The sequence below is a fragment of the Shewanella japonica genome, from assembly GCF_002075795.1.
Classification (GTDB): Bacteria; Pseudomonadota; Gammaproteobacteria; order Enterobacterales; family Shewanellaceae; genus Shewanella; species Shewanella japonica.
The window spans coordinates 311,230-334,721 of the sequence record NZ_CP020472.1 but is presented as its reverse complement, the minus strand read 5'-3'; the positions used below and the strand labels follow the sequence as shown (position 1 = coordinate 334,721).

Below are 23,492 nucleotides of genomic sequence, written 5' to 3'. Positions count from 1 at the left end.
TAGGAAAAGACTAATGATGAATGAACTTGATATTAACTTAGATAATCTCGACCAAGCTGCCATGATCCTATTGAGCATGGGCGAGAAAGGCGCAGCGCAAGTGATGGCTCATTTAGACCGTAATGATGTGCAGCATTTAAGCCATAAAATGGCTCGCCTATCGAGCATTACTCAAAATGAAGCCGACTTTGTCATAGGACGCTTTTTTAAGCGCTACCAAGAGCAATCAGGTATTGCCCGCGCCTCACGCTCATACCTGCAAAAAACCCTCGATTTAGCCTTAGGGGATCGTGTAGCAAAAAGCTTGATAGACAACATCTATGGTGACGAAATCAAAACCTTGGTTAAACGTCTTGAGTGGGTCGACCCTAAGTTACTTGCCCGTGAAATCACCAATGAACATAGCCAACTTCAAGCGGTACTTTTAGGTTTATTGCCACCTGAAAGTGCAGCCCAAGTATTATCAGGTTTACCAGAAGCAGGCCAAGACGAATTACTGGTTCGTATCGCTCAATTAGGAGAGCTTGAGCGCGGTGTCGTTGAAGAACTGCGCCACCTCGTAGAACGATGCATGCTCATAGCAATGGAAAAGAGTCATACTCAAGTATCTGGTATTCGCCAAGTTGCCGACATTCTCAATCGCTTTGAAGGTAACCGAGAGCAATTGATGGAGATGATTAAGCTCCACGATAAAAAACTGGCGGGTGAAGTGGCAGACAACATGTTCGACTTTATTATTTTAGGTCGTCAAAAAGCGGAAACCTTGCAAGAAATCATGGCGCTTGTGCCTGCCGATACCTTAGCGCTAGCGCTTAAAGGTATTGAATCAGATCTTAAGAAAACCTTATTGCAAGCATTACCAAAGCGTATGTCTTCAGCGATAGAAACCCAAATTGAAGCCATAGGCACAGTACCATTGAGTCAAGCCACAGCAGCCCGCAAAGACATTATGGAACTGGCTAAGCAAATGATGGACGAAGGCCAAATAGAATTACAGCTGTTTGAAGAACAGGTTGTTGAGTAATGAGCCCATTTTTGACTGATCAAAAGAGTAAAGCCATGAATAAGTCACCGCATTCTGACAGACGCTTCCGCCTCAGCGGCGAGCGTGTACGCCGTCACCAATTTAGCCCATTACATGCAGACGAGCTTGCCCAAAATCATGAAGAGCCATCATGGCAAGATTACCAACAAGCTTTTGATAAAGGTTATGATGAAGGCGTCGTAAAAGGTCATGAAGCAGGCTTAGTTTCAGGCCACAAAGAAGGCCAACAATCTGGCTATGCCGCAGGATTTAATCAAGGACGAATTGAAGGGCAATTAAAGGGTAAAGAAGCTATTGATGAGCAACTTAATAACTTAATTACGCCATTGTCAGCAATGAAATCTTTGCTCGAAGAAGGTCATACTCAGCAGGTGATGCAGCAACAGGAGCTGATTTTAGATTTGGTTCGTCGAGTATCAATTCAAGTTATCCGATGTGAACTGACCTTACAGCCTCAACAAATTCTTGCCTTAGTTGAAGAAACACTAGCCGCGATTCCTGATGCTCCCACTGACGTGAAAATTCATCTTGAGCCATCAGCTGTCACGCAATTGAAAGACATCGCAGCTGATAAAGTGCAAGACTGGACTTTAGTCCCTGACAACACTATCAGTGCGGGTGGTTGTCGTATTGTGGGCGATAAATCCGATGCCGATGCTTCAATGGAAACCCGTCTCAATGCCTGTTTAGATCAAGTAGAGAATCACTTAAAGCGCACAGATATCGAGCAACAACTGTCATCAGATACAAGTGTCAATCAGTCAGCAACAGATACAACAGACGAAACTCGAGGCGCCAGTGAGCAGTAGTTCGGCTCAAACAAGCGCCGAGATCATTGACTGGCCGTCTGTGCCAGTGGCACAAGTGTATGGCAAGCTCACTCGAGTCAATGGCTTGCTGCTTGAGGCTGTCGGCTGCCAACTAGGTACAGGCGATCGCTGTCATATTGAGTGTCGCAATGGTGGAGTCGTCGAAGCTGAGGTTGTCGGGTTTTACAAAGACACCGTCTGTTTAATGCCAATTGAACACACCACAGGACTGATGCCAGGTGCAAGAGTGATCCCTATCGCTGAGCGCTGCCAAATACCTGTTGGTAAAGGCTTACTTGGCCGTGTACTTAATGGCTTAGGTAAGCCACTTGATGACCTTGGCCCTCTTAGCCAGATACAAACCATTCCTATGGTGCAAATGAGCACTAACCCGCTACAGCGTAAGCCAATTACCGAACCTTTAGATGTCGGGATCCGAGCTATCAATGCTTTATTGCCCGTCGGCCGTGGTCAACGCTTAGGGTTATTTGCTGGCTCTGGTGTCGGTAAAAGTGTGCTGTTAGGCATGATGACCCGCTTTACTGAGGCTGACATTGTCATCGTAGGACTAATTGGTGAACGTGGCCGTGAAGTGCGTGAATTTATCGAGCAATCATTGGGCGAAGAAGGCCGACAACGTTCAGTTGTCATCGCCGCTCCAGCAGATACCACCCCATTGATGCGTATGCGTGCTATGCGACTGTGCCATCACATTGCTTGCGCTTACCGAGATCAAGGAAAGCGAGTTCTGCTATTAGTTGACTCTTTAACCCGCTATGCACAAGCGCAGCGAGAAATTGCCTTAAGCTTAGGTGAACCACCTGCAACCAAAGGTTATCCGCCGTCAGCGTTTGCCCAGCTTCCTAGCTTGGTCGAAATGGCAGGAAACGGCCAACACCCTACAGGCACCTTAACTGCATTTTATACCGTATTAACGGAAGGTGATGATCAACAAGATCCTATTGCCGATGCCGCTCGAGCCATCCTTGACGGCCACATAGTGCTAGATAGAAAACTGGCTGAACAAGGCCATTACCCTGCCATTGATATTGGCGCTTCTGTAAGCCGACTTGCAGCGCAAGTTGCCAGCTCTGACAGCTTGTCTCACGGACAAGTGTTTAGGCATTTAAATAGTAAATATCAGCAGGTGAAAGAATTATTGCCTTTAGGTGGTTATCAGCCTGGGCAAGACAAAGAGCTTGATATTGCAGTGCAAGCGTACCCACAAATGGCCGCTTTTTTACAGCAAGCAACCCATAGTCAAGCAGACCATCAACATAGCATCAGCCAATTACAGCAGTTAGTTGAAGGTCTGGGTTACCAAGCACCTCCTTCGACTGAATAAGGCAGATGCAGCAGTACGTCATCAACCAAAGCGCATTGTAGAGATCGTAAAATGAAACAGCTTTTACAGTTATGCCAACAAGAAGAAAAGAAACTGCATCAGCTCAGCCAGCAAAAGAATGCCAGCCAACAGCGTTTGCTTGAAATCGCCCAGCAGCAGCAACAACTATCAAGCATGGTCAGCCAATATCACGCTTACCCACAACAATGCGCCAACCCGCTATTAATGCAAAATAGCGTGCAAATGATTAACGCAATTCAGCCCCTACAAAAGAAGCTCACACGTCAAAAAATATTATTAGAACAGGAACATCAAAGAGTGGATAAAATCTGGCGTAGCCAGTTAGGGCGCCAACAAGGCATTAATTGGTTCTATCAAGATCGTCTCAAACAACGACAAGCTCATATTAATAAACAAGAACAAAAACAAATGGATGATTTGGCCTGTCGGTATCAGCTTAAGTAAACATACTTAAATGATGTTTTTTATTACCAAACTCCGTTTGGATTAACGTCGTGGCGCTTCGCCCACACCAGACTAAAAGGGAGTGAACTGCGACTCCCTCTTACTTTTTACTAAGAGCTACACCCCGCAGCTCCGGCGAAATTTAAACTGCAAAATTTCCAACGGAGAATCATCCAGCGCTAACCTACTTTTGTAGCCCGCTTCAGCAAGCTACAACTCTGGTTTAATGAAGCTCTAACGCTTACGATGGGGCGTCCCTTCCCCTCGAAAGCTAGCCAGAATCTTAAATGCTGGATGTATTAAATGCCTTGAAGCACATAGATGTGCGAGAAAGGCCATGTCTGGACTCACGCGATTTTCTTACTTACCTCAATTCAAATGGAACATTCGAAGAAGATCAAAAGCAGTGCGATTGTTATTACAGCGAATGCTTAAGTTGCAAACGAACCTTCGGGCACAATGATCCCCATTGAAATTGCTGAAATGCGTTGAAGAAAATGGCGTAAGCCTGACAGGACGTCAGGCTAGCTTTAGTTGGCCATGGATGGCCTATCTAAAACGTTAGCTATTTTCGAATAAGCATGAAGCTTGCTCGCTTTTCAGAGCAATTTCGTAGGGGCGGCAAGGGATGTCGAGAAGGGAAATGCTGTTGTTTCCCTTTCGTCGGGTGTGGGCGAAGCGCCACGACTTTGATTTTTGATAAGGGCAATATCCGCTTTTTTGGAAGCAAAAAAGGTTAGCCTTTACCTAGCATACCCATAGTCGTTTTGACTTTCTGGTTGCTTGTTCAATAACGAGTTAATCACTTCTTGTTGGCTGACCAACAACTTGCCATTTTCTTCGTTAAACTGTTGGCTTTCTTTCACTAAATCAACCAAGTTGCGCCACAATATCAGTACTTGTTTTTGGCTGGCGTGAGGCAGTCTCGCGATGAGATCTTCCATACCTTTGCTGTTACCCGTAAAACCTAAAGCAACTAAGGTTCTTGAACGGTTTTTAGCGCGCTCCATTAGCTTTTCACATAATTGTGTTTGCGCTTCATTATGCAACCCTAAACCAGCATTATCACGGCGTTTCATTAATTCACGTTGGCGGATTAATAAGCCATGAAGCTGTTTGTAGCCATCAATATCCACTCTTATTCCACGCAATAACCCTTGCACTTGCTCCCGCTTAGATACTGGTGCAGCCGAACCTTGATGTGATTGTTCCACTTGATTACCCATGATTTTGCTTCATCGCCTCTGCTATTTTTTTCACATCTAAACTGAATGTGCCGTTTTGCAATGCTTGACGTAATTCAGCCACTTTTGCGGCGTCAAAGTCGTCCATACTGGCTAGGTTAGGCTGGTTTTTTTCAATCAGTTTCCAATCATCACTCACGGTACTTTGCACAGGCATTTTCCGTGTTTTAAGCTCGGCAACTTCATGCTGTTGCGAGGTATTGGATTTGCTTTTCGTTGTGCCCATGTCAGCGGTGACTGCGCTAGAAATTTTGTTGATATCCATAATGGTTCACCATATATGTCGTCGATATCTATTAAAGGCGGCTAATAAACAAGAAAACTAAAATATCATCATCATAAAATCAGCCTGATAACTTAAGCGGATTGATGCACAATTTAGCCTATGGACGTTGACAAGCTTTGAGCTGTAATACTGAACATGAAGTTTGATAGCTAAAACTGAAAAGTTCGCAGGTCAGTGGGTCTATTTGACCTGCTTAAAATAAGGTCTTCACTCTGCCTTTCGCAGTGGGGTAAACATGAATAATTTTACCAGAACTTAAATTACGGACTCGAATGGTGGCTCCCTCTCCGCCAGACTCCAATGCTTCACCTGGCATATTGGCATAAAAGCCATTCATTTTAGCTTCTATAATCACCCGGTCACCAATATTAATCCATTGAGGATTAGTCACTTGGCTGGTTTTTATCGCTCTGAATCGACGCAGTTTGTGGCTGACTTGATGCCCGATTAATTGCGATTTTTGAGTAATTAGATCTCGGTCTGCTGGAGTCAATTTAAGCCATTGCAGCTCAATATCACTGGCAGAAATATGCTCGCCTCTTGCCAATGGTCTATTTGCCACAGGGACATTGGCAGTGACATCAACACGAGCACGAATAAATAAACTCCACCCTAATGATTCACATGTCACTCGACGTTGAACATTGCCAAAAGGCAATCTAGCACCGCTGCTAATCACCAGCGCGTTTGGGCATTGCTGCAAGTTAGCAGCCCCTGAAGGTAAATGCACATCAATCGTGTGTTTGATGGCATCAAGCCCTGCTTGTCGCTGCCAGTTGGCTAGTTCCTTTTCTACCATTTGCGTAAAAGACTGCTTTAGTTGCCCTGTGGCATTGCTGTGATCTTGCGCATGTATTGTCAGCGGAAGCAAACAGGACGCCGCCAGTGTCACACAGGAAACTAGCGTTCCGATCTTATCTTTAAAATAGTCACAAACCATTGATAAAACTCGCTTTAAACTTTTGGCACACTAATTGGATAGACAAGGCAAATATTGAAATCGTCCATACCATACTAGGAGTTTTAATGGCTATCAACCTCGACACCGCCTTAGGCATTCACGCACAAACATTAGATTTTCGAGTCGAGCGAAGCAAGATGTTGGCGGGTAACTTAGCCAATGCTGAAACTCCTGGTTATAAAGCGAAGGATTTAGATTTCAAAGCTGTCATGACGCAAATCAATGCGGGAATGGATGTCGGTCGAGACTACCAAACAGCCTACCGTGTGCCTTACCAAAGCTCTGCGGATCACAATACCGTTGAGCTGGGTAAAGAACAGGCGAGGTATTCGCAAAATGCCATGGATTATCAAACGAGTCTCACCTTCTTGAACATGAAAATTTCCGGCTTACGCTCGGCTATCGAAGGACAATAGGAACTGATATGTCATTTGGAGAAATATACCAAATTGCGGGTGCAGGTATGCACGCACAAACCATTCGTTTAAACACTGTGGCCAGTAACTTGGCTAACTCAGGTGCTGCGGCAGAAAACCCTGATGATGCATATCGTGCATTGAAGCCGGTTTTCTCAACGATCTACAACCAAACCCAAGAAGGCAAAGCCGCTGGTGCACAAGTTGAAATCGCCGCCATTGTCGAAACCGATGCTCCGTTAGATATGCGATACGAGCCTGATCATCCCTTTGCTGACGAACTCGGTTATGTCGCCTATTCAAACGTCAACACAGTTGAAGAAATGGCTGACATGATGGCAGCGAGTCGTTCATTTGAAACCAATGTAGAAGTGATGAACCGTGCTCGTTCTATGCAACAAGGGCTCTTGCAGCTAGGAAACAAATAATGAATGTTACCCCAAGTACAACCAGTAATGACCCTGCTGCAACTGCCACAGAAGTCATGAATTCACCAGGCAATGATGCTTCATCTATCCGCAATGAATTTCTAACCCTGATGATTGCGCAAATTCAAAATCAAGATCCTACCAACCCTATTGATGGCACTGAGTACGTCACTCAACTGGCACAGTTCTCACAAGTAGAAAGTCTTGAGCACATGCGCGCAAATCAAGCCACCAGCATGGTTATGATGGAAAATTTAGCCATTGTGCAATCAGCGCAACTTGTAGGCAAAACGGCCATGGTGCCAGCATCAGAGCTTGAAATAGACGGCTTACCTGTTGATGGCAAAGTCTATCTAGGTAATGCGGTTGAAGAACTCAGTATCGATATCATCGACGAAAATGGTGATGTGGTACATACCTTAGAGTTAGGTTCTCAAGAGCCTGGTGATGTGGCCTTTACCATTGATCCAGAAGCCCTAGATTTGCCTGCTGGCGAATACAGTATCGAAGCCAATATCACTGCTGATGATGTTACAGAAACCGCAGATACCTTCATCGCTGCAACCATTGAAAAAGTTCATTTTGTCAGTGCCTCCGGCGTCATGATGGCCGAATTAGGTAACGGGCTTGGCACCGTTTCTGTTCTCGAAATCTCTGAAGTCTCATAACAAAAATTAATAGGATTACACCATGTCGTTCAATATCGCATTAAGTGGTTTACAAGCAACAACACAAGACTTAAACACCATCAGTAACAACATTGCTAACGGTTCTACTGTTGGTTTCCGTAGTGGCCGTAGCGAATTTGCAGCCGTTTACAATGGTGGCCAACCTGGCGGTGTAAATACCATGTCGACTAGCCAAAACTTCTCGATGGCAGGCAGCCTTGCGTACACAGGTCGTCAACTTGATATGGGAATTCAAGGTGATGGATTCTTTGTTCTTAGCGGTCAAGATGGCAGCACCATGTACTCACGTGCAGGTATGTTCAATCAAGATGCCAATGGCTATGTAACCGATCCAGCGGGTAACCGTTTACAAGGTTACAGTGTCGGACCTGGCGGTCAATTACAAAACGGTAATGTCACAGACTTACAAATACAAGCAGGCTCATTACCTGCTTCAGCAACCAGTACCATTAGCTTAGTGTCTAACCTCGACTCTCGAGTCGATGCAATCGACCAAACTGACACTCCGTTTGATAAAGATGATGCATCGACGTATCACTCTTCAAGTACTGTGACGACCTATGATTCACAAGGTAATGAGCACGCACTAACGCAATACTTTGTTAAAACGGATGACAATGAGTGGTCAGTTCACTATGTGATGGGCGATGAAGATATTACGCCAGCTGCGGGTCATCAACTGTCATTTGATGAAAACGGTTTGCTGACTGCTGGCGCTGATTTTGAATTAGACATCCCACGAGATATTACTGGCGGTGCAGCCGCAATGGTATTGGCACTCAGCTTTGATAAAAGCACCCAATACGCTTCTGACTATAACAACTCAAGCCTAAGCCAAAACGGTTACACATCAGGTGAGCTTAACGGTATTCGCCTTGACGATGGCGGTAACTTGTACGGCACTTACACTAATGGTGAAGAGCAACTTCAAGGGCAAGTGGTGTTAGCCGATTTCAACAACCCAAATGGTTTAAACCCTGTAGGTCAAAATGCGTGGGTTGCCACTAACTCAGCGGGCCAACCAATGATTGGCACGCCAACAACAGGCACCTTAGGGTCAATTAATGCAGGTTACCTAGAAAGCTCAAATGTCGATAACACCGCTGAAATGGTTAACTTAATGACCGCCCAGCGAAACTACCAGTCAAATGCCAAAGTGTTAGATGCCAACTCGACTATGCAGCAAGCATTACTAAACGTTATTTAAGGCTGAACCATGGATAAGATGCTGTATACCGCTGCAACAGGCGCGACCAGAGTCATGGAAGCCCAAGCTATCAGAGCCAACAACCTGGCAAATGCTGATACCACTGGCTTTAAGGCAGATCTTGAGCGTGTGAATGCCAAAGTGGTCACCCCCACAGGTAATAGCTTACACACTCGAGTCTTAGCGCAAACTGAAAGTAGCGGCTTTAGCCAACAGGCTGGTGTGCTCAACCCAACAGGCAGAACATTAGATTTAGCCATCAATGATGGCGGTCTATTTAGTGTGATGACACCTAATGGAGAAGCTTATACCCGCTCTGGTGTCGTCGTGCCTGATGCTGCGGGGCAATTAACCATAGATGGTCGCCCTGTCGCAGGCGTTGATGGTCCAATCGTGCTACCCGAATACCGAGAGCTATTCATTGGTGATGATGGTCGCATCAGTATCGTTGCCGACACAGGCAACATTACCGAAGAAGTCGGTCAGCTAAAACTGGTTAACCCAGACTTACAGCAAATTCAAAAAGGCCAAGATGGACTGTTTTACAGTAACGATGGAATGCCATTAGCCGCAGACGATGAAGTGCTAGTGCGTAGCGGCTTTCTTGAGGCCAGTAATGTTAAAGCGGTAAGCGAACTCATAGCATCAATGGACTTAAGCCGCCAATTTGAAGTGCAAGTGAAACTGATGCAAAGCGCCGAGAAACTGGCTGAATCAGGCAATCGTTTAATGCGTGATGCATAACAAAACACGCACGACAGAATAAAATAAAAGGAATCACATCATGCAATCTGCATTATGGGTAAGTAAAACGGGCCTTAGTGCTCAAGACACTAAAATGACCACCATTGCCAACAACTTGGCTAACGTTAACACCACAGGTTTTAAGCGTGACCGTGTGGCATTTAACGATTTGTTTTATCAAGTACAACGCCAGCCTGGCGGCCAAGTAGATGAGCAAAATGAATTACCATCAGGCCTTCAATTAGGTACAGGTACCCGTGTCGCTGGTACCCAAAAAGTATTTACCACAGGCGATATTCTCACTACAGGCCAGCAGCTAGACATGGCGATTCAAGGCCAAGGTTTCTTCCAAATCGAAGAAGCAAATGGTGACTTAGGGTATACCCGTGATGGCCAATTTTTCCGTAGTAGCGACGGCTTAATGGTGACATCACAAGGTTTGCCTTTAGTGCCCAATATCGAAATTCCGGAAGATGCGTTAACCGTAACGATTGCATCAGACGGTCAAGTGTCTGCACAAATGGCGGGCCAAGCCGAAGCACAAGAATTAGGCCAAATCACCTTAGTTAACTTCACCAACCCTGCTGGTTTAGAGGCGCGCGGAGACAACTTATATCGTGAAACAGGCGCATCTGGTGCAGCGATTGAAGGGGTTGCAGGCGATCAAGCTATTGGCCAAATTCGCCAAGGTTCTCTTGAAGGTGCCAACGTTAATGTTGTTGAAGAGATGGTTGAAATGATCTCGACTCAACGTGCCTATGAAATGAATGCCAAAGTCGTGTCCTCATCAGATGACATGCTCAAATTCTTAAACCAAGCACTGTAAACACTCACGACAGGTATTGAGCAAGGCATAACCTTGCTCAATACCCTTGTAATACTTTGACTCATGGTCAGGTTAACTTCGTCTCGACAAGGAATATTATGCGACATAGCTGGATTGCGATAGTACTACTGCTATCGGGTTGTGCATCTCACCTTCCTGAGCCAGAAACGGCACCGGGTAAGCCAGAGTGGGCTCCCCCAGAAATTGATTACAGCTTGCCAGAAGCCAGTAATGGTAGTGTTTATCGTCAAGGTTATATGTTGACACTTTTTAAAGATAAACGGGCATTTCGTGAAGGCGATATCCTCACTGTGTCACTGGATGAAAAAACTTATTCGAGCAAAAAAGCTGATACCAAAACCAATAAAGAAAGCTCGATGTCTATTGGCGCACAAGGCTCGTCAGGCAACAGCAGTTTTGCTGGCAGCGGTGGCGCAGATACGGGACGTTCATTTAACGGCACAGGTTCAAGCACTCAACAAAACCAATTAACCGGTTCCATTACTGTCACGGTCGCCAAAGTGTTACCTAACGGCGCCTTGCTCATTCGAGGCGAGAAATGGCTCAGGCTGAACCAAGGTGATGAGTACCTTAGATTACTCGGACTGATCCGCACCGATGACATTGGCAACGACAATACTATTTCATCTCAACGTATTGCTGATGCCAGAATTATCTATGGCGGTCAGGGTGCAATTTCAGACAGTAACCAAATGGGTTGGGCGTCTCGATACTTTAATAGCCCTTGGTTCCCATTGTAATGACACGACTTGCACAGCGTCATCTCATCCAGTTTACTTTTGTTAGTGCCTGCCAATTCGTGCAGGCATGGAGCGTTAAATGAAACAAGCTATCGCATTTTTTGCGAGCGTGTTAATGACTATTTTGTCATTTCAAACCACTGCTGCACCGCAAACAGAACAAGCCATTCAAAATCGTTATTTGATGGATATTGTTGATGTGCAAGGTATCCGTGATAACCAACTCGTAGGATACGGTTTAGTTGTGGGGCTCGATGGCACCGGTGACCGTAACCAAGTGCGCTTTACCAGTCAATCTATCGTTAATATGCTCAAGCAGTTTGGCGTACAAATTGATGATAGAACCGACCCTAAATTGAAAAATGTCGCAGCGGTCGCTGTACATGCCACTATTCCACCACTGGCAAGTGCGGGCCAAACCATTGATGTGACCGTGTCATCTTTGGGTGATGCAAAAAGTTTACGTGGCGGCAGCTTATTGATGACCCCGCTACGTGCTGTCGATGGTGAAGTATATGCCGTGGCACAAGGTAACTTGGTCGTTGGCGGCATTTCAGCTCAAGGTCGCAACGGTACGTCTTTGACGATTAATACCCCGACCGTAGGGGTAATTCCTAACGGGGCGCTGCTAGAGGCAGAGATCCACAGTAACTTTAACGAAACCGAACACATTGTCCTTAACCTGCGCGATCCCAGTTTTAAAACTGCCCGCAATATTGAGCGAGCTGTGAATGAGTTATTTGGCCCTGATGTCGCAGAAGCCGATAGCAGCGCTAAGGTTTTAGTTCGTGCGCCTGAATCAAATCGTGAGCGTGTGACCTTTATGTCTATCCTTGAAGAGCTGCAAATTGAACAAGGGCGAAAATCCCCCCGCGTAGTGTTTAACAGCCGTACAGGCACAGTAGTGATGGGTGGCAATGTTGTTGTTAGAAAAGCAGCTGTCAGCCACGGCAACTTAGTCGTGTCGATTGTAGAGCAAGAATTTGTCAGCCAGCCCAATGCGCCGTTTATAGGCCAAGGGCAAGGTCAAACTGTGGTTGGTAGTGACAGTGATATAGATATTGATACGGGCGATGGGCATATGTTTGTGTGGCCAGAAGGCATTGCACTCAATGATGTTGTAAGAGCAGTCAATAGCTTAGGCGCCTCACCAATGGACTTAATGGCAATACTGCAAGCGCTTAATGAAGCTGGCGCATTAGAAGCTGAATTAGTGGTGATTTAATGAAATTAGATAATAACCACGGTTATCTGAATAACCTCAATGCCAAAGACTTAATCGAAGCCAATGGTGAACACGGTGCTTTAGAGCTGGTGAGCCAGCAATTTGAAGCCCAATTTTTACAGACAGTGCTCAAACAAATGCGCTCGGCATCTGATGTCATGGCCGATAAAAACAGTCCATTATCATCTCAAAATGATGGCATGTACCGAGACTGGCATGATGCTGAATTGGCGGGTCGATTAAGTCAGCTACAAAGCACCGGCCTTGCTAGCGTAATGACAAAACAATTGTCCGCTGGGCTTAAGTCGGCTCCTGATAGTGTCGCTTCTAATAACCATACTGAACACGTCACTCAAGTTGAGAATACCAGCGCGCAAATACCTGCAAAAACTGAACAAAGTTCAGTGATGACTGTGAACACAACAGCCATGCAGCCAGCGTTAAATATTCCACTAATGGCCAAACCGAACAAATAACAGCGGCGAACAATTCGCAATATCGACTGGATTCGACGCTGTGACATGAGGATTAGATATGAGCATGCTCAATATTGGGATGTCAGGCATTAATGCCAGTATGGCAGCACTCAATGCCACATCAAATAACATTGCCAATGCAATGGTACCAGGCTATTCACGCCAATCTGTATTGATGAGTTCTGTAGGCAGCAGTGCTTACGGTAGCGGTATGGGGGTCATGGTTGACGGTGTTCGTCGTATTTCAGATCAGTATGAAGTGGCGCAACTGTGGAAAACCACCAGTGATGTCGGCTTTACCAGTGTGCAAGCCAGTTATTACACTCAAGCCGAGCAAATATTTGGTTCTGAGGGCAATAACATTTCCGCAGGTTTAGATTTATTGTTCGCTTCGCTCAACTCAGCTATGGAGCAACCCAATGAAATTGCCCATCGTCAGAGTGTATTAAATGAATCTCGTGCCTTGACCCAAAGATTCAATTCTATCAGTGACGGTATCGACTCACAGCTTAAGCAAGTCGAAGGACAAATTAACGCCTCAACTAAAGAAATCAATGCTTTGCTTGAGACAATTGCCAGCTTTAATGCAGAAATTCAATCATCAGGAAGTAACCCACCGCTGTCGTTACTTGATGCGCGCGATGCTGCGATTGATGACTTAGCCGTGATTGTTGATATCCGCGTCGTTGAAGATTCTCAAGGGATGAAGAACATCTCATTGGCTCAAGGACAGCCGTTGGTTTCTGGCACTCAGTCTTCAACGCTATCAACTCAGCCAGATCCTGAAAACCCACAATTATCTAAGGTCAGTATCCAGTTTGGTAACTCCAGTTTTCCGATTGATGAAACCGCCGGAGGTAGCTTTGGAGCATTACTCGATTACCGTGACACCAGCTTAGCTGAGTCAATGGCGTTTATTAACGAACTCGCACAAACCGTCGCTGACGAGTTTAATGCAGTATTGCGCGAAGGTACCGACCTTAACGGCGAAAAGCCGACCCTGGATTTATTCACTTACGACCCGAGTAACCCTGCGGGCACCATCAAAATCAGTGACGGCTTTACCGCTGAAATGCTGGCATTTGGTAAGGATGGTACACCCGGTGATAACGACAACTTAAAAGACATATTAGAACTTGCCAATACCGAGTTTACGTTTGAGTCTATGGGTGTCACGACCACTATGGGTGATGTTTATGCCAGTAAAGTCGGCCAACTCGGCTCGGCCTCTCGCCAAGCGCAAATGGCCCAGGACACGGCATTAAAACTGCAAATGGAAGCGCAATCACAATGGGCGAGTACCAGTGGCGTTAGCATGGATGAAGAAGGGGTGAATCTGATTATTTATCAACAATCTTATCAAGCCAATGCCAAGGTCATCTCTACCGCTGATCAATTGTTCCAAACGCTTTTAATGTCTATCTAACTGAAGGAATTCTGTAATGCGCGTTAGCATGATGAATATGTACAGCCAAAACCTACAAAGCATGCAAAACCTCACCAGTGATGTGGCTAGAGTGAATCAACAAATGGCCACAGGTAAGTCCATTTTGCGTCCTTCAGATGATCCTATTGGCATGGCTAAGGTCATCACAACCCAGCGAGATTTAGCTTCTACATCGCAATACTTACAAAACACTGAATCACTTAGTACCAGTTTAGATCGCTCTGAAACCTACCTTTCAAGCATGACTAACCTGCAAATGCGGATGCGCGAAATCACCATCGGTGCCAATAACGGTGCGCTATCTCCTGAAGATAGAGCCGCTTACGCTGCCGAGCTAAGTGAATTATTAGAGTCATTTGTGGATGTGGTTAATGCAAAAGATGACGGCGGAAACTACCTGTTTTCAGGTAACGAGACAGGGACAGCTCCTATCGGTATTGATGCTGATGGTAACTATTTTTATCAAGGCGATGATGGCCACCGAGAAGTACAGATATCCGGCTCAGCTTGGATGAAGGGTAACGTGACTGCTCAAGAATTTTTATTCTCATCAGGCGGCACTGATATCCTGAATCAAACCAAGCAATTCATCGACGTACTGAATGACCCAGATTTAAGTCCTGGCGATGATGATTTTAGGCAAGCAGCTGAAGATATGTTAGCGACATTAGATGACTCTTTAGCAAGCATTAGCGGCGCTATTACTGATATTGGTGGTAAACAAAATGCCCTTAGTTTGATGCAAACAACTCACACAGAGCGCATTTTATTCAGCGAAGAAGTCATCGGTGAAACCGAAGGCTTAGATTACGCTCAAGCCACAGCTGAGTTTAATTTGAAGTTGACCACATTACAGGTGACGCAACAGTCTTTTGTGCAGGTAAGTCAGTTATCATTGTTCAACCACATGTAAGTTAGTTAACCAAATCCATGCTTAAAGGTATTTCCGAGAGTCTCAATGTATTGCAGCGCAACCAAACGGTTGCGCCAGCACCTACCGCTGTGCCAAGCTCACAGCCAGCGACAACCAAACCTGCGCCTTCGATTCCAACCCACAGATTAGCAAGCTACCAAAAGTGGGCGAAAGTCACTCAAGGTCAACATGCTATTTCAGCCAATCAAGTGGCTGAACAAGGCTTACTAAAGGTGTCGCAATTACTCAAAAAACTGCAAGTTCCTCTCAGTAATGCCTCTTTGCAGCATGGCCTGTCAGAACAACAATCTGATACCGCAAAGCAACTCCAACAACAACTAGCAGCGCTCGATATCAGTTATCAACAGCAACCGTTAGTTGATCACCAACTGAACTTAATCAATAGCCAGCGCCCAGCAGCTAAGCATTTCTTTCAGCTCAAGTCGGTTGATTTAATTGGGGTAAAAACCCGTGATGAACGCATTACCGTGCAATATGGGAATCAAGCTGCAAGTGCGTTATTACCCGCGCATCAAAATAGCCAGTACTTAGCCAAGCAACTGACTCATGCTTTAAAAGATATTGGGATAACGGTACAAGCACCTGCACGAGATTCAGCTATGCTCAGCAGTGAACATAGTGAATGGCAACAGATACAAGCGGGTTTACTGATGTCAGGCCAAGGACAACGCCTGCCAGCTGGCGAAGCTCGCACAGTAAAAGTGGTAGAGATATTATCTTGGCAAGATCCAAAAGAGTGGCGTTTCGATAAGCCCGAAGACATTAAACAAACACAGGCTAAAATTGCTAAAACTCAGCAAAAAGTGACTCAACAGTTAATGGAGTTACGCAGCAGCAAACAAAAAGTGCAGCAGCAATTAAAGCGAACTAACTACCAAGAACAACTTCATGGCAACCTTGATAACAACATGGCTAAACTCAAAGAGCTGATGCAGCCTACACCTTTTTCTGCCCAGGTGACGTCCTTAATGGCGCAAGCTAATGTCAGCCGTGACCATGTGTCATCGCTATTAAAAAGTAAGCCATAAATACATTGTTTCTCACGATAATGAGATTTTATTCGTGAAAAGTCCCTTGTTGTAATTCACTTCGAGTCTCAACACACATCCCTCACGCCCTGTATTTGATGGGCTTTGGGGTTTATACCAAGCTACAAGATTCTGTTTTACTCCCTCATTTGAACAAAATTTTAGTATTTTTTTTATCACTCCGATTCAGTTTCGTTTTCCTGTGTCGTTTTAATTAATTGTGAGACCAAAACTTTAAACTATAGGAAAACATTATGTTATCTGTTCATACTAATCATGCTTCAAACATCGCTCAAAACTCAGTGACTAAAAGTAACGATCTAATGACTAACGCTATGGAGCGTTTATCAACAGGTCTTCGTATCAACAGCTCTGCTGATGATGCTGCAGGTCTACAAATTGCAACTCGCTTAAATGCAAACGTAACAGGTATGGAGCAAGCTAGCCGTAACGTGAATGATGCAAGCTCTATGCTACAAACTGCTGATGGTGCGCTTGAAGAACTTTCTACAATTGCAATGCGTCAAAAAGAGCTTGCTACGCAAGCAGCTAACGGCGTGAACTCTGCAACAGATCTAAAAGCATTGAACGACGAATTCCAAGAGCTTACTAAAGAAATAACTCGAATTGTTGATAATACAGAGTACTCTGGCAATAAACTATTTGACTCACTGACTGCTGGTGTTACTTTCCAAATTGGTGCTGGTGCAGCTGAAACCTTAGATGTAAAAGTAGATAAAGCTAATCTAGCAGGTGTGACTGAGGATATCTCTGCCGCAGGTGGAGCAACTAAAGCAATCACTGAAGTTGATAAGTTTATCGATGCAGTAGGTGTAGAGCACTCAACATTAGGTGCTAACATTAATCGTTTAGGTCACACGGATTCAAACCTAACTAACGTTACTGAAAACACTAAAGCTGCAGCAGGCCGAATCATGGATGCAGATTTCGCAGTTGAATCAGCTAACATGACTAAAAACCAGTTATTAGTTCAAGCAGGTACTACTGTACTTTCGAACGCTAACCAAAACACTGGGTTAGTTATGGGTCTATTACGCTAATCAAACCCAATGACACTAAAAGGGCCAAATGGCCCTTTTGTGTTTTTATTGTTTTGCTGATTTAATTAATATCAAACCTTACATTTAAAAATACCCTCAATTATTTCTGAGCAGCTAATAATGAAACTATAGAGGGAACATCTACAAAACCACACTCATTCAATAAGTTAATAATGTACCGACTAAAATTTTGCTTATGCTGGCGTTGAGTATGGTACACCTGAAAACACATCACTAAATCAGCTTCTGTAAGTTCACCTCGATAATTCACCATCGCAGTTAAGTAAATTCTAAGCATAAAAAAGTCAGCCATCATCAATCGATACGCTTCAGAAGGCGAAAGCTTATCAATAACCGGAAAGTTCATTTGATAAAGATAATAAAAACCATAGCGTTGAAATAATGTCGGATACTGTGCCAAAAGAGGTAAAACTTGTTGCTGCCAAATACCATCAATTTTATCAAAACAGAACCGCTTTTCTTCATCAGCTAAGCTTTTAATAGCAAGGTTGATTTGTTCGAACCGCTCTCGACCACGCCTTACGCTATTGGTATTCAGCCATAGATGAATGGAACTAAACGCATGTAATTTATGCTGCTTATTATCACTATCAAAGCCATCGAAATGCTGTTTAAGAGCGCCAGAGTCCGACAAAGCATCCAATTGATGGTACATATTTTCAATATTTTCACTTGGAGCTTGATGCTTCATTGCTGATTCAGCCGTATTCATCAGAACGCCGATAGCAAGTAAACTTAACTCAAGTGGCATTCCAGGTTTGAGCAACAATTGTAGGCTGCAGTCGTACGTAATACGAGCCCACAACGGGGTCGCTTTAGTCAACTGCTTACTTTGGTATGTTGTTGTTTCAAATATAAACGCATCATCCTTAAACAGCACCATACGTACAGCTTCAGGACAAGATAAAGTAAGACTTTCATAACGGTTACCATCGCAACCTCGACTCAATCTAGGATATGTTTGGCAGGTTGTACTCAAGTACTGCTCACCCGCTTTTGCATGTATTTGGCATAAGCTATTTTCATCAAGAAATTGGCACCCGCCTTGTTTATCTAAAATTGCTTGCGCCCAATGATGCTCACTTTTTTTGACTTTCTTCAGCGCCACAACAGCTAAGTCTTTTAACTCTGGATGTTTAATCACTTTTTTGTAATTTGCTTTGTTTATCTGAATATTCCAACCAAAGCAGCAGCTGTCTTCGCAACTCGCTCCAATGCAATTAAAGTTTTTGACAAAATTGGGTTTAACTATGGATTGTTTCACGATTGTTAGCCTTTTAAAACGGATCTATATATGAAAAGGCGACCATGAGTAGGGATAAGTGAAGTATCTTCAGCAACCTATTTAAAAGAACTCTTACAATTCAACTTCTTTTTTATCTTTAACGCCCTCCCAGCATAAGTTGCAGTCTGCAGTTTACTATCAACGATAATAATCAGTAACTTAAATTCAGTTGCAACGATTTATGGTCGCTTTGAACCACTGTTAAACATAATTGTAAATAATAGACAAACTAACGGAAGCCCAGCTTCCACCCGGCTCAATAAAACGGAAGTCACCTAGCCGACAAGCAAACAATAAAAGATTACCAAACAACAGCTTAGTCATTGGCATAAAGATTGCCATTTAAGCTAGTTAGCCAATAGGAGTTGCCATGATTTCAGGTATGAGTGCCGCCTCATTTGCCGAGCAATTAGTTGCTGCAGAACGAATGAGTAAAGATGCTTTATTTAAAAACAACTTAGATAACAGCAAAGCACAAATTGATGCTTATAAAATTTTAGAACGCACCTTAAACAAGATGACCAGTAATCTGGAAAACTTAAACGGTGATGCCTTCGAAGGTAAAACGTCTGAAATTAGCGATGACAGTGCCACCATCACAGTAGACAGTGATGCACCTGCTGGCGTTTACGATTTATATGTTAAGCAACTGGCTCAAGCGCATCAAATCACTAAATCCTTCACAAGTGAAGATGAAATTCTACCAACCACTGGTGTGGTCAGCATCGATGTCGGTGGCAATAGCATCGACATTGATATGGCCGAGCTTAACGCTTCAGGTAACGCAACGGTAAGTGACTTACGTGATGCAATCAACAAGCATCCTGACAACCCTGGTGTCACAGCTTCTTTAGTCAGAACAGGTGGTCAAGTTGAATTGATGCTGACATCGGATGAAACCGGAAAAGACTGCACAGTCACCATGGAGATGAATGGCACAGACTGGGGCACTCAAGAAAGAATTAAAGCCCAAGATGCCGAGTTTACCCTTAATGGCATTGATATCACCAGTAGCAGCAATTACCTCGATAACGTCATTGATGGCGTCAATATCGAGCTGAAAAAAGCCCATAACGTCGGTGAAAGCGCCACGATTACCATTGGTAACGATACCGAAGGCACCGAAAAAGCCGTTAATGATTTTGTTGATTCTTTCAATGAATTAATGACGCAACTAAACCAACTCACCCGCTCAATGGGGAGCTCGGTTTTAGATGATATTAATGGCGACAAAGACAAAGATGATGACGATGAAGACGATGATGATGATGAAAACTCATCAGTCGGCGAAGATCAGATCGGTATTTTAAAAGGCGATTCAAGCCTGCGTATGCTGCAGAACAGTGTTCGTAATGCCATTTTCGATGAAGCCCCCAATGGCATGCGCCTCTCTGATATCGGCATCGAAATGGGTCGTGATGGCAAGCTGTCTGTCGACGATGAAAAGCTCTCTCAAACCATTAGCAGTGACTCAGAGGCGATCAAGGAAATGTTTACCGCTGACGGTGGTTACATTGATCGTATCAATTCAATCATCGACCCATTCACTAAAAACAATGGCTACATCGATTTAAAGCAGAAAAACCTTGATTCTCAAGTGGAACAAATCGAAGACAACATGTCTCGTCATGACAACCACATGAGTCAACGCTACCAAATTTTACTCACTCAGTTTACTGCAATGGAAAACACCATTAACAAGTTAAATACGGCTAGTGGCCTATTTTAATTAGGAAAAATGAACAATGTTGAACGAATACGATCCTTTTAATGCTTACAAGCAAACCGCACTAGACGCCAGAGTCGCCTCAGCTAATCCCCATGAAATGGTGCGTATGTTGTTGGACGGTTTACTGGAAGAAATTGAGCGTACCAGTGGATACATGGAGCGACAAAGCTATGAAGATAAAGGGAAAAGTGTCAATAAGTGTCTCAACATTGTTCATGGTTTGGATTCGATGTTGGATTTAGAGAATGGTGGTGAAGTCGCCATCACACTAAACCGCCTCTACGACTACTGCAGTCGTCAATTAGTGACCGCTAGTGTTGAAAACAGCGTCACTGAGCTTACCCCCGTCATTAAGGTAATTACAGATGTCAGAGCCGGCTGGGCCAACCTCAACTAATCAGTGGCAGCAATTTGAAGCTGCACTGATTAAATATGCCAAAGCAAAAGACTGGAAGAAGGTAGAAAAAGTTAATGAGCTAATGATGATGGCGCTTACCGTTAAGGGTAAGCCCAAAACTCAGCAGCAATTATTGGCTCGCCAATCCCTTTCAAAAACCCATCAATTGGTGATTGCTCAGGCTACAGCAGAAAAAGACTTGCTGAATAAAGAGATGAAGCAGTTCCAAGCAACAAAAGACGGTATCTCAGCTTATAAGCTAACCAGTCTTTGCGGTGAAATTTATGATAACTAATGTGTCCAATTTATCTGCGATGGCGAGTCATTCGTCATCGCAACCTTTTAGCATTTCAAGTGAGACACAATCAGATTTTGAGCATGAATCTCAAGGCGATATGGGATTTGTTATGCCCTTGCCATCATCCCTTGTCTCACCAGATAAAAACGTCGTCACATTGCCTCAAGAAAATGTGACTGTACAAAATAGTGCGATAAGCCACATCCCTGCCCACTTTATCAGTGAGATAAAGCAAACCCCCTATCTTGCAGGGGCGTTATCGGCATTAACAAATGAATTTGATAGTAAAAATCCAGTGGCATTATCTCTGGCTTCAGAGCAAGTAAAGTCAGTCTTAAGCGAACTTTCGTTAATGCAAAATAGCGCGAATTCTCCATCATCAATTAGCCCTGAATTACGTGACTTTTTAGCTTTACTAAACCAGCAAGTTAGCCAGTCGTCAGCGCCATCACAAGCCCAGGTTAATCAATTAGCCTCTGGCTTGCCCAATGGTCAACAGCCGACATCGGTAACAACCTCCTTGGCACCACAAAGCATGCAGCCTGCGATGGAAATGCACCTCAATATGGCTCCAGCAGCGGCAATAACACCGCCAGTGACTGACGGGGTAAGCACAGAGTTAGATAATATTAACCAAGTCATTAACCAACTCAGTCAAACCGCAGCTAAAACACAAGCAACGAGCCAGTGGGGCCCTGTTTCAGTGTCTCAATCTGCGCCCATGTTACAGCAGTCAAACGAGCTGCTATCTCCGCTTCGAGATCAGCTCAGGTTTCAAATTGATCAGCAAATTAAATCTGCTGAATTGCGTTTAGACCCACCTGAACTTGGCAAAGTAGAGCTCAATATTCGCCTTGATGGTGATCGGCTACATATTCAAATGCACGCAGCCAACAATAGCGTACGTGATGCCCTACAAATGGGGTTAGAGAGACTGCGTCATGATTTAGAAATGGAACATGGTGGTCAAATTGATTTTGAAATGTCGGACACCTCATCAGAGCAGCAACACACATCGCGTGACGCAATAGCGCAGCAATTCATTTCAGAAGAAGCGAATCAACAACATGAGCAACAAGACGTTAGCTCACTCACTCAATCAGACTCATTAAAGCCTGAACAAGTTGATTTACTCGCTTAACAAAGGAAAAACACAATGGCTATAGGTAGCAAAAAAATCGGGAAATTAAGCGGATTAACTATGGTATTTCTTGCCTGGTCTGCAGGGATATTCTGGGTAGGTTGGAAGTCACCAGAGTTGTTCGGCGAGCCTTTCACCGCCTTTGAACCCGCGCCTAAGGTGGCGCAATTTTACCCGCTCGAAAAATTCATATTCTCGGTGCCGGGTAAAGACACCTCGCACTATTTGTTATTAGAGATGGCATTAAAAAGCCGATCTGATGATGCTGCCAACATCATTCGAGATGCTGATCCACTGATCAAAAATGCATTGATGAAAATGTTTTCCCAAAAAGAATATGAAGAACTTCATGCCAGCCACCAACTGGAATTACTGCAAACCGAAGCGCAAGTGTTATTGGCAACGGTGCTAACTGAAAACAATTTTTCCATTGAATTAGACGACGTTTTATTTACCAGAATGGTTATTCAATAAAAGGGGCTGTCATATGCAATCCGGTCAACTCGCTTATCAAGAAGCTTTTGAAGAGAAGCATGTCCACCGCTTATCTGAAGCGCAGGTTATGCAGCAATACTTGCCGTTAGTTAAGAAGTCAGTTTCTCACCTTAGAACCCATTGCGGTGCAGCTTTGGCCATAGAGGACATGGAACAAATAGGCATGATGGCTTTACTTGAGTCAGCAAGACGTTATCCGGGTGAATATGACAATGGGTTTATTTCTTTTGCTGGGCAACGGATCCGCGGCGCTATTTTAGATGAATTGCGCCGCCAAGACTGGCGCCCTCGTCCAGTAAGACAACAAGCACATGAACTCAATGACACGGTCAGAAAGCTCATCAGAGAACTTGGCCGTGAACCAACTGATGTCGAAGTGGCTAAGTCCTTAGGGCTCAATAAAGAACAGTACCGTGATCGCTTATTTGCGACTCAATCAGAGTCAATGAAGAGTCTTGATGAGTTATTAACCGAAGGGGTTAACTTTAAGGATAAGAGTTGCTTTATTGAGCAAATAACCAATAAAGACACATTATTTAAAGCAATTTCGAAATTAAACAAAAGAGAGCAAGTAATCCTGTCGCTTTACTATCAACATGAACTTAATTTAAAAGAAATCGCTGCGACTCTTGGTTTAACTGAAACACGAATATGCCAACTACATAAACAGGCTATTGCGAATCTTCAGCAAATATATCAACAGTGGGAGCGATAATACCAGGCAGGAAA

General features: G+C 44.2%; 27 protein-coding genes. 23 read left to right on the top strand and 4 right to left on the bottom strand.

The window, feature by feature from the left end; genetic code table 11:
- Positions 1 to 13 precede the first annotated feature (13 nt).
- Genes SJ2017_RS01480 through SJ2017_RS01465 form a run of 4 tightly spaced genes read left to right on the top strand, consistent with a single transcriptional unit; the run spans position 14 to position 3,664 of the window.
- Complete coding sequence (locus tag SJ2017_RS01480; protein WP_055025292.1) at positions 14 to 1,024, top strand: flagellar motor switch protein FliG; 1,011 nt, start codon at positions 14 to 16, stop codon at positions 1,022 to 1,024.
- Positions 1,024 to 1,854, top strand: a complete 831-nt coding sequence (gene fliH / locus SJ2017_RS01475; RefSeq protein ID WP_244899751.1) for a flagellar assembly protein FliH — start codon at positions 1,024 to 1,026, stop codon at positions 1,852 to 1,854. Before SJ2017_RS01480 ends, fliH begins: the two co-directional genes overlap by 1 nt.
- Positions 1,844 to 3,199, top strand: coding sequence for a FliI/YscN family ATPase (locus tag SJ2017_RS01470; protein WP_167692877.1), 1,356 nt, complete (start codon positions 1,844 to 1,846; stop codon positions 3,197 to 3,199). Before fliH ends, SJ2017_RS01470 begins: the two co-directional genes overlap by 11 nt.
- 51 nt (positions 3,200 to 3,250) lie before the next feature.
- The gene (locus SJ2017_RS01465; protein ID WP_055025293.1) at positions 3,251 to 3,664 is read left to right on the top strand and encodes a flagellar FliJ family protein; all 414 of its coding nucleotides are present in this window, start codon (positions 3,251 to 3,253) and stop codon (positions 3,662 to 3,664) included.
- Between the two features lie 743 nt (positions 3,665 to 4,407).
- Here SJ2017_RS01465 and flgN read toward each other — a convergent pair.
- The 3 genes from flgN to flgA form a co-directional block, all read right to left on the bottom strand.
- Entirely contained in the window at positions 4,408 to 4,890 is a 483-nt protein-coding gene (flgN, locus tag SJ2017_RS01460) for a flagellar protein FlgN (RefSeq protein WP_080914662.1), read from the bottom strand.
- On the bottom strand, positions 4,883 to 5,173 hold the full coding sequence (gene flgM, locus SJ2017_RS01455) for a flagellar biosynthesis anti-sigma factor FlgM (protein WP_055025307.1): 291 nt from the start codon (positions 5,171 to 5,173) through the stop codon (positions 4,883 to 4,885). The genes flgN and flgM overlap by 8 nt, the downstream gene beginning before the upstream one ends.
- Positions 5,174 to 5,387: 214 nt before the next feature.
- Positions 5,388 to 6,065, bottom strand: a complete 678-nt coding sequence (flgA, locus tag SJ2017_RS01450) for a flagellar basal body P-ring formation chaperone FlgA (protein WP_231919201.1) — start codon at positions 6,063 to 6,065, stop codon at positions 5,388 to 5,390.
- Positions 6,066 to 6,220: 155 nt separating this feature from the next.
- On the opposite strand from flgA, the gene SJ2017_RS01445 reads away from it, so the two are divergent.
- The 13 genes from SJ2017_RS01445 (at position 6,221) to SJ2017_RS01385 (ending at position 17,397) form a co-directional block, all read left to right on the top strand.
- A complete protein-coding gene (locus SJ2017_RS01445; RefSeq protein WP_055025309.1) occupies positions 6,221 to 6,571 on the top strand; it encodes a flagellar basal body rod protein FlgB in 351 nt (116 codons plus the stop codon).
- An 8-nt stretch (positions 6,572 to 6,579) separates the two neighbouring features.
- Positions 6,580 to 6,999: a flagellar basal body rod protein FlgC gene (gene flgC, locus SJ2017_RS01440; RefSeq protein WP_055025310.1), complete on the top strand. Its 420-nt coding sequence runs from the start codon at positions 6,580 to 6,582 to the stop codon at positions 6,997 to 6,999.
- Positions 6,999 to 7,667 carry a flagellar hook capping FlgD N-terminal domain-containing protein gene (locus tag SJ2017_RS01435; RefSeq protein WP_055025311.1) on the top strand — a complete coding sequence of 223 codons (669 nt, stop codon included), beginning with the start codon at positions 6,999 to 7,001 and terminating at the stop codon, positions 7,665 to 7,667. The genes flgC and SJ2017_RS01435 overlap by 1 nt, the downstream gene beginning before the upstream one ends.
- 22 nt (positions 7,668 to 7,689) lie before the next feature.
- The gene (gene flgE / locus SJ2017_RS01430) at positions 7,690 to 8,895 is read left to right on the top strand and encodes a flagellar hook protein FlgE (RefSeq protein ID WP_080914660.1); all 1,206 of its coding nucleotides are present in this window, start codon (positions 7,690 to 7,692) and stop codon (positions 8,893 to 8,895) included.
- A gap of 9 nt (positions 8,896 to 8,904) precedes the next feature.
- On the top strand, positions 8,905 to 9,639 hold the full coding sequence (locus SJ2017_RS01425; RefSeq protein ID WP_080914659.1) for a flagellar basal body rod protein FlgF: 735 nt from the start codon (positions 8,905 to 8,907) through the stop codon (positions 9,637 to 9,639).
- 40 nt (positions 9,640 to 9,679) lie between these two features.
- Positions 9,680 to 10,465, top strand: coding sequence for a flagellar basal-body rod protein FlgG (gene flgG / locus SJ2017_RS01420; protein WP_055025314.1), 786 nt, complete (start codon positions 9,680 to 9,682; stop codon positions 10,463 to 10,465).
- Between the two features lie 98 nt (positions 10,466 to 10,563).
- Positions 10,564 to 11,226, top strand: coding sequence for a flagellar basal body L-ring protein FlgH (flgH, locus tag SJ2017_RS01415; RefSeq protein WP_055025315.1), 663 nt, complete (start codon positions 10,564 to 10,566; stop codon positions 11,224 to 11,226).
- Positions 11,227 to 11,341: 115 nt separating this feature from the next.
- Positions 11,342 to 12,451 (top strand): flagellar basal body P-ring protein FlgI, encoded by a 1,110-nt coding sequence (locus SJ2017_RS01410; protein ID WP_420876300.1) that lies wholly within the window; start codon positions 11,342 to 11,344, stop codon positions 12,449 to 12,451.
- A complete protein-coding gene (locus SJ2017_RS01405) occupies positions 12,451 to 12,927 on the top strand; it encodes a rod-binding protein (RefSeq protein ID WP_080914657.1) in 477 nt (158 codons plus the stop codon). Before SJ2017_RS01410 ends, SJ2017_RS01405 begins: the two co-directional genes overlap by 1 nt.
- Positions 12,928 to 12,985: 58 nt before the next feature.
- On the top strand, positions 12,986 to 14,353 hold the full coding sequence (gene flgK, locus SJ2017_RS01400) for a flagellar hook-associated protein FlgK (RefSeq protein ID WP_080914656.1): 1,368 nt from the start codon (positions 12,986 to 12,988) through the stop codon (positions 14,351 to 14,353).
- Between the two features lie 16 nt (positions 14,354 to 14,369).
- The gene (flgL, locus tag SJ2017_RS01395; RefSeq protein WP_080914655.1) at positions 14,370 to 15,287 is read left to right on the top strand and encodes a flagellar hook-associated protein FlgL; all 918 of its coding nucleotides are present in this window, start codon (positions 14,370 to 14,372) and stop codon (positions 15,285 to 15,287) included.
- Between the two features lie 17 nt (positions 15,288 to 15,304).
- Positions 15,305 to 16,336, top strand: coding sequence for a hypothetical protein (locus tag SJ2017_RS01390; RefSeq protein ID WP_080914654.1), 1,032 nt, complete (start codon positions 15,305 to 15,307; stop codon positions 16,334 to 16,336).
- Between the two features lie 254 nt (positions 16,337 to 16,590).
- On the top strand, positions 16,591 to 17,397 hold the full coding sequence (locus SJ2017_RS01385) for a flagellin N-terminal helical domain-containing protein (protein WP_080914653.1): 807 nt from the start codon (positions 16,591 to 16,593) through the stop codon (positions 17,395 to 17,397).
- Positions 17,398 to 17,497: 100 nt separating this feature from the next.
- Here the strand turns inward: SJ2017_RS01385 and fliB are convergent, their stop codons facing one another.
- A complete protein-coding gene (fliB, locus tag SJ2017_RS01380; protein WP_080914652.1) occupies positions 17,498 to 18,682 on the bottom strand; it encodes a flagellin lysine-N-methylase in 1,185 nt (394 codons plus the stop codon).
- Between the two features lie 391 nt (positions 18,683 to 19,073).
- Between fliB and fliD the strand changes: the two genes are divergently transcribed.
- From fliD to SJ2017_RS01350, 6 genes are read left to right on the top strand one after another with little or no spacing between them, the layout of a single operon-like run.
- Positions 19,074 to 20,432: a flagellar filament capping protein FliD gene (gene fliD / locus SJ2017_RS01375; RefSeq protein ID WP_080914651.1), complete on the top strand. Its 1,359-nt coding sequence runs from the start codon at positions 19,074 to 19,076 to the stop codon at positions 20,430 to 20,432.
- 16 nt (positions 20,433 to 20,448) lie between these two features.
- A complete protein-coding gene (gene fliS / locus SJ2017_RS01370) occupies positions 20,449 to 20,829 on the top strand; it encodes a flagellar export chaperone FliS (protein WP_080914650.1) in 381 nt (126 codons plus the stop codon).
- Complete coding sequence (locus tag SJ2017_RS01365) at positions 20,798 to 21,124, top strand: hypothetical protein (RefSeq protein WP_080914649.1); 327 nt, start codon at positions 20,798 to 20,800, stop codon at positions 21,122 to 21,124. The genes fliS and SJ2017_RS01365 overlap by 32 nt, the downstream gene beginning before the upstream one ends.
- Positions 21,114 to 22,268 (top strand): flagellar hook-length control protein FliK, encoded by a 1,155-nt coding sequence (locus SJ2017_RS01360; RefSeq protein WP_080914648.1) that lies wholly within the window; start codon positions 21,114 to 21,116, stop codon positions 22,266 to 22,268. The genes SJ2017_RS01365 and SJ2017_RS01360 overlap by 11 nt, the downstream gene beginning before the upstream one ends.
- A 15-nt stretch (positions 22,269 to 22,283) precedes the next feature.
- On the top strand, positions 22,284 to 22,742 hold the full coding sequence (locus SJ2017_RS01355) for a flagellar basal body-associated FliL family protein (protein ID WP_055025335.1): 459 nt from the start codon (positions 22,284 to 22,286) through the stop codon (positions 22,740 to 22,742).
- A 13-nt stretch (positions 22,743 to 22,755) separates the two neighbouring features.
- Positions 22,756 to 23,478 (top strand): RNA polymerase sigma factor FliA, encoded by a 723-nt coding sequence (locus tag SJ2017_RS01350; protein WP_055025336.1) that lies wholly within the window; start codon positions 22,756 to 22,758, stop codon positions 23,476 to 23,478.
- Positions 23,479 to 23,492: the final 14 nt, after the last annotated feature.

What these genes read in the sequence shown, in the direction of transcription:
- SJ2017_RS01480 (WP_055025292.1), top strand. Translation starts at nt 14, where the DNA reads ATGATGAATGAACTTGATATTAACTTAGATAATCTCGACCAAGCTGCC.
- fliH (WP_244899751.1), top strand. Translation starts at nt 1,024, where the DNA reads ATGAGCCCATTTTTGACTGATCAAAAGAGTAAAGCCATGAATAAGTCA.
- SJ2017_RS01465 (WP_055025293.1), top strand. Translation starts at nt 3,251, where the DNA reads ATGAAACAGCTTTTACAGTTATGCCAACAAGAAGAAAAGAAACTGCAT.
- flgN (WP_080914662.1), bottom strand. Translation starts at nt 4,890, where the DNA reads ATGGGTAATCAAGTGGAACAATCACATCAAGGTTCGGCTGCACCAGTA.
- flgM (WP_055025307.1), bottom strand. Translation starts at nt 5,173, where the DNA reads ATGGATATCAACAAAATTTCTAGCGCAGTCACCGCTGACATGGGCACA.
- SJ2017_RS01445 (WP_055025309.1), top strand. Translation starts at nt 6,221, where the DNA reads ATGGCTATCAACCTCGACACCGCCTTAGGCATTCACGCACAAACATTA.
- flgC (WP_055025310.1), top strand. Translation starts at nt 6,580, where the DNA reads ATGTCATTTGGAGAAATATACCAAATTGCGGGTGCAGGTATGCACGCA.
- SJ2017_RS01435 (WP_055025311.1), top strand. Translation starts at nt 6,999, where the DNA reads ATGAATGTTACCCCAAGTACAACCAGTAATGACCCTGCTGCAACTGCC.
- flgE (WP_080914660.1), top strand. Translation starts at nt 7,690, where the DNA reads ATGTCGTTCAATATCGCATTAAGTGGTTTACAAGCAACAACACAAGAC.
- SJ2017_RS01425 (WP_080914659.1), top strand. Translation starts at nt 8,905, where the DNA reads ATGGATAAGATGCTGTATACCGCTGCAACAGGCGCGACCAGAGTCATG.
- flgG (WP_055025314.1), top strand. Translation starts at nt 9,680, where the DNA reads ATGCAATCTGCATTATGGGTAAGTAAAACGGGCCTTAGTGCTCAAGAC.
- flgH (WP_055025315.1), top strand. Translation starts at nt 10,564, where the DNA reads ATGCGACATAGCTGGATTGCGATAGTACTACTGCTATCGGGTTGTGCA.
- SJ2017_RS01410 (WP_420876300.1), top strand. Translation starts at nt 11,342, where the DNA reads ATGACTATTTTGTCATTTCAAACCACTGCTGCACCGCAAACAGAACAA.
- SJ2017_RS01405 (WP_080914657.1), top strand. Translation starts at nt 12,451, where the DNA reads ATGAAATTAGATAATAACCACGGTTATCTGAATAACCTCAATGCCAAA.
- flgK (WP_080914656.1), top strand. Translation starts at nt 12,986, where the DNA reads ATGAGCATGCTCAATATTGGGATGTCAGGCATTAATGCCAGTATGGCA.
- flgL (WP_080914655.1), top strand. Translation starts at nt 14,370, where the DNA reads ATGCGCGTTAGCATGATGAATATGTACAGCCAAAACCTACAAAGCATG.
- SJ2017_RS01390 (WP_080914654.1), top strand. Translation starts at nt 15,305, where the DNA reads ATGCTTAAAGGTATTTCCGAGAGTCTCAATGTATTGCAGCGCAACCAA.
- SJ2017_RS01385 (WP_080914653.1), top strand. Translation starts at nt 16,591, where the DNA reads ATGTTATCTGTTCATACTAATCATGCTTCAAACATCGCTCAAAACTCA.
- fliD (WP_080914651.1), top strand. Translation starts at nt 19,074, where the DNA reads ATGATTTCAGGTATGAGTGCCGCCTCATTTGCCGAGCAATTAGTTGCT.
- fliS (WP_080914650.1), top strand. Translation starts at nt 20,449, where the DNA reads ATGTTGAACGAATACGATCCTTTTAATGCTTACAAGCAAACCGCACTA.
- SJ2017_RS01365 (WP_080914649.1), top strand. Translation starts at nt 20,798, where the DNA reads ATGTCAGAGCCGGCTGGGCCAACCTCAACTAATCAGTGGCAGCAATTT.
- SJ2017_RS01360 (WP_080914648.1), top strand. Translation starts at nt 21,114, where the DNA reads ATGATAACTAATGTGTCCAATTTATCTGCGATGGCGAGTCATTCGTCA.
- SJ2017_RS01355 (WP_055025335.1), top strand. Translation starts at nt 22,284, where the DNA reads ATGGCTATAGGTAGCAAAAAAATCGGGAAATTAAGCGGATTAACTATG.
- SJ2017_RS01350 (WP_055025336.1), top strand. Translation starts at nt 22,756, where the DNA reads ATGCAATCCGGTCAACTCGCTTATCAAGAAGCTTTTGAAGAGAAGCAT.